Origin of the sequence: Myxococcus llanfairpwllgwyngyllgogerychwyrndrobwllllantysiliogogogochensis (assembly GCF_006636215.1) — a bacterium.
Taxonomy (GTDB): Bacteria; Myxococcota; Myxococcia; order Myxococcales; family Myxococcaceae; genus Myxococcus; species Myxococcus llanfairpwllgwyngyllgogerychwyrndrobwllllantysiliogogogochensis.
Genome location: NZ_VIFM01000468.1, coordinates 1 through 3,912 on the forward strand (window position 1 = coordinate 1; position 3,912 = coordinate 3,912).

At 67.8% G+C, this 3,912-nt stretch carries 6 protein-coding genes and 2 pseudogenes; 1 reads left to right on the plus strand and 7 read right to left on the minus strand.

The window, feature by feature from the left end:
- A pseudogene (locus FJV41_RS52915) lies at nt 1–305 on the plus strand (hypothetical protein); the annotation flags it as partial.
- A gap of 113 nt (nt 306–418) precedes the next feature.
- Here the strand turns inward: FJV41_RS52915 and FJV41_RS48350 are convergent.
- The 7 genes and pseudogenes from FJV41_RS48350 to FJV41_RS54455 form a co-directional block, all read right to left on the minus strand.
- Nucleotides 419–649: a hypothetical protein gene (locus tag FJV41_RS48350; RefSeq protein WP_141649389.1), complete on the minus strand. Its 231-nt coding sequence runs from the start codon at nt 647–649 to the stop codon at nt 419–421.
- Nucleotides 650–654: 5 nt separating this feature from the next.
- The gene (locus FJV41_RS48355; RefSeq protein WP_141649384.1) at nt 655–1,047 is read right to left on the minus strand and encodes a gamma-glutamylcyclotransferase family protein; all 393 of its coding nucleotides are present in this window, start codon (nt 1,045–1,047) and stop codon (nt 655–657) included.
- Nucleotides 1,044–1,484, minus strand: coding sequence for a gamma-glutamylcyclotransferase family protein (locus tag FJV41_RS48360; RefSeq protein WP_141649385.1), 441 nt, complete (start codon nt 1,482–1,484; stop codon nt 1,044–1,046). Before FJV41_RS48360 ends, FJV41_RS48355 begins: the two co-directional genes overlap by 4 nt.
- A gap of 86 nt (nt 1,485–1,570) precedes the next feature.
- Nucleotides 1,571–2,524, minus strand: coding sequence for an amidoligase family protein (locus FJV41_RS48365; RefSeq protein WP_141649386.1), 954 nt, complete (start codon nt 2,522–2,524; stop codon nt 1,571–1,573).
- A 292-nt stretch (nt 2,525–2,816) separates the two neighbouring features.
- The gene (locus FJV41_RS48370; RefSeq protein WP_141649387.1) at nt 2,817–3,155 is read right to left on the minus strand and encodes a hypothetical protein; all 339 of its coding nucleotides are present in this window, start codon (nt 3,153–3,155) and stop codon (nt 2,817–2,819) included.
- A 277-nt stretch (nt 3,156–3,432) separates the two neighbouring features.
- Complete coding sequence (locus FJV41_RS48375) at nt 3,433–3,618, minus strand: hypothetical protein (protein ID WP_141649388.1); 186 nt, start codon at nt 3,616–3,618, stop codon at nt 3,433–3,435.
- Nucleotides 3,619–3,791: 173 nt separating this feature from the next.
- A pseudogene (locus FJV41_RS54455) lies at nt 3,792–3,912 on the minus strand (DUF2924 domain-containing protein); the annotation flags it as partial.

The window sequence follows — 3,912 nt, forward strand, 5'->3', positions numbered from 1 at the left end:
GGATGACGATGAACGAGCGGCACGCCCTCGCAGTAGAGCTGGGGCGAGTAGAAGTGGCGTTGCAGCGGGCGTACGCGACGATGGACGGGAGTGTCGAATCGCGGACCCGGCTCGCCAGGGCGAAGGAAGAGTACCGACGAGCAGAGGCTGCGGCGCTGCATGCGCTGGGCGCCGAGGACGCCCTGGAGCTTGTGGAGGCGACAGACTCGCCGTGCGCCCACACCCCGGACCAGGAAGCACTGCGGGCGTGGGTTGCTCGCGTCGAGAGAGAGTTGCCCCTCCGCAGTGGCGAGCGCCACGCATGAGGGGCGCACCTCCCTGCTGTGCGTGAAACATCAGGTGAAACAGAATGCTTCGGCAGGCGGATGGGCCCGGGCTGCATGTGCATGCCGTGAAAGGCATGCCATGCCAGCCCGGCTCACTTCCGCGTCGCCAGGCCCGTGCGGAGCATCTCGTCCACGAGGGACGCGGCCTTCTCCTCGTCCGTTGCACCCTGCACGCGCAGTGCGACGGACTCGAATCGCAGGGCATTGGCTACCACCCAGTCAACGTACTCGCCCAAGGACAAGCGCTCCACGCCGAATGCGATGTCCTGCATTCCCTTCACGATTTGGACAGCAGTGCCCTGGAGGACACGCCCGTCGCGCATTTCGATTACCATGGTTTCCTTTCCTTCAGGTGTCGACGCCAGCAACCGGACTCGATGATGGGGCAGCCAGCCAACCGCCCCTTGGGAAACAGGTATGCCTCGACGCGGCCGGCGCCGTCGAGGGCAATGGACGTGCGCTCGTAGAAGCGAGGGTGGCCCTCGAGCCTGTCGAGCGCCGCCAGCATGAGAGCGTCGACTTCGTACACCTCGCCCTCGACGGCGTGCTTGCCCCTGGAGGCGAGGGCAGGGAAGGGCCCGTAGTCGTAGAGGGTGAAGCGGGGCTGCGTCCGCGCTGGGCCGATGAGGCGTGCGCCGCGCAGGAGGTGGTGATTGGGCTCGCAGGACAGCAGCGTCCCGTAGACGAAGACGCGTGTGGTTGAGGTTGAAGCGCGCTTCACGCCGCACCTCCCAGGGCGCCCGCGAGCGCGGCGCGGTTGAAGCCCAGGCGCCCGTAGGCGTGCCAGAGGATGCGGAAGTAGCGGCCAGCGGGCGGCCAGGCCTCGAAGCCAGTCTCGGGCTGGAGGTACACCAGTGCGCGGCGGCGGTGGCCGGCCTTGTCCGTCACCAGTCGGGCGGCGCGCCGGTACGCGAAGGGATGCCCCTCGAAGGCGTCGAGGGCGCGCAAGTCCTCGGGAGTGAGGCGATACAACAGCCCTTCGACGTGGGCGCCGCGCGCGCGCTGGAGGCTGGCGACGGCGCCGCCCCAGCGGCGGCTGTAGCCGCCAAACACCAGGGTGTGGCCGGGAAGGGTGGCGCGGGCTTCGACGGTGGCGCCGGGGCAGCGCGCGCGCATCTGGGCACTGTCGAGGTTGGAGCCGTAGGCGAAGTAGAGCATGGAGTTTCTCGCATTGTGGGCGGGCGCGCGGCCCGCCGTTGTCCGTGTCGGCCAGGGCCCCGAAGAGCCCTGGCGTGAAGGCCGCTTCAGGCGGCCAGCGCCTCGCTCGCGTTGCCCTGCGCGCCCTCGCTGCCGCCCTGTGCGCCCTCGCTGCCGGGGGTGCCTTCCCCGCCCGAGCCGCGCCTGTCGCGGCGCTGGCCCTTCCAGGCGGCGCTGCCCTCCAGCTTCTTGAGGAGGTGGGTGCGGGCCGTCTTGAACTCCTCACCGATGAGGCCCAGGTGGAGGAGGAACACCCGGAAGTCGTACTTGGCGGTGGCGGGGTTGAAGTCGCGGCGCTTGCTGGAGGCTGCCTTTGAAGCCAGGGCTCGGGCCGCGAGGGCCAACACCAGTTGGACGTAGGCCTTCACTTCGCCCGCGTGCACCGAGCCGTTGAAGTAGCGGAATTCAATCGTGCCCCGGAAGAAGAGGCTGTTGAGGTTGAGGCCGTGGTAGCGGCTGGAGTCGTAGCGCTGCGGAGCGAGGTTGCGGCGCCCGTACCAAGCCTCATTCACGTCCTGGAGGGTGCGCGGGCGCCGGGCCTCCAGCCGCTGGAGGAAGGCCCCGTCGATGGGCTTGCAGAAGCGGTTCAGCCGCGCGGCGCTCACCCCGAGGGCTGTCTCCAGGAGGCGCTCCTGCTTATGCACCATCTTCACGAGGTTGGTGACGCCCTTGGCGTCGAAGCGGCTGCCATCGACGTGGATGTGGATGCCGGTGGAAGCGTCGGCGCGGGCGCCGGCCTCGCGTGCAGCGCGCACCACCTGCTGTAAGGCTTCCAGGTCCTGGTAGGTGAGGATGGGGGAGACGATTTCGCCGCTGTACTCGCCCCCGCTCAGCGAGCCGTCCGGCACCACCTTCCAGGCGCGGCCCTGGGGGTCCGTCACCTGCCAGCCCCGGTAGTCGCCGGAAACGTGCCCGCCCACCGCGCCTTGAATCGCGTGGGCCAGCTTCTGGCGGCTGGCGCCAACCGTCTCAATCTCAATTCCAAACCGGAGCGTCTTCATGGAGTTTGCCTCTCGCATTCGCGCGGGGCTGTGGCGCCCGTCGCGAAACACATACACGCTCTTGTGTGCGAATGAGGCAAGTTCACTTTGGCGGCCGGAAGGGCGGATTTGGGTGTCTGAAATACTCGCGAGAATACGCGGGGTTTCACGCCCGCCCTCGGCGGGTGAGGCGTGTTCGAGGCGCCCGGGCTGCGGTGGGTAGGGGAAATTACAGTGTGTGTGATTGCCTCGGCGGGGAGGGGCGGGGGACTCCGCGAAGTGCTCCGACGCGGATTCCTTCTGTCCGCTCCGCTCAGCCTCGCAGGGTGTCGAGGAGCATCATCCCGCGCAGGGCCTCCGCCTCATCGCCCTCGGCCAGCTCCAGGTAGATGCGGCCATGGTTCGGCCCCACGCAGCAGTCGTTCTGAATGAGCCACCGCTCGTTGGCTGGGGTGTTCAGCTCGAGGCTGGCTGAGAGAGCGTGAAGCAACGCGCTCAACTGCCGGTGGGTGGCGCCGGACGGAAGGAGGATGTCCAGTTGAGGCTGGGCCGTGCCGTACCGATTCTTGGCGAGGGCCAGACTCATCCTGGCGCCACTGAAATCAATCACCTTGACCGGGACGATGTGGAAAGGGATGGCCGTGGCGCTCATGGTCGATACTCCTGTGGGTTGGCGCGGTGCTGGGATGCCCGTCGCGAAATGCATACACGCTCTGGTTGGCGGGCGTATCAAGCCCTCTCTCCTGTCTTTGGGGTGTATGTGCTGTCCGGGGCGTTGGCGTTCGGGTCGGGACGCTGTTCCTGATGGAGCGCGTGGCTGGCGGTGAGGCAGGGCGTGCGCGCTCGGGCCCTATTTCGGCCTGCTCGCGTGGCTTGCCGGACGTGGCTGTCGCAGCCCGGCAAAGCCCTCGAATGGCGAGGGGCTGCGGCTAGGGCGCCCCCTTGGAGGTAGGGGCGGGCTTCATGCCCTCCCGCTCGGCTCGAATCTTCATGAGCTTTTCGATGATGTCGGCCTTCTTGGTTTCCCCCAGGTAGGGGAAGCTGTTTCCGCTGTCGATGACGTAGCGGCGCAGTTTCTTGACGGTCATCGCTTCCAATTCGCTGCGTGTCTTCATGTTGTTCCCGTGGGGACTGCGTTGAAAGAGGGGGCGGTCGAAGGCCTCGGTCGGTGTTCCACTTCACGGCGATGTTGGCGCCCGCCTCGCGTGTGGACGGCGGGGCGGAGCGCGACCGGGTTGGGGGCCTCTCGGCCTATTCGTTGTCCTGCTGGGGAGAGTGGGTGCGGGCCTCACTCCTCCTCTTTTGGGGCGAAGCGCGCGGCGGCTTCGGTGGCGCCCATGGCCGTGAGTTCTCGGTGGACCGCGCGCTTGAAGAAACGAGTCCGGCTCGGGATGCCCGCGTCGCGCCAG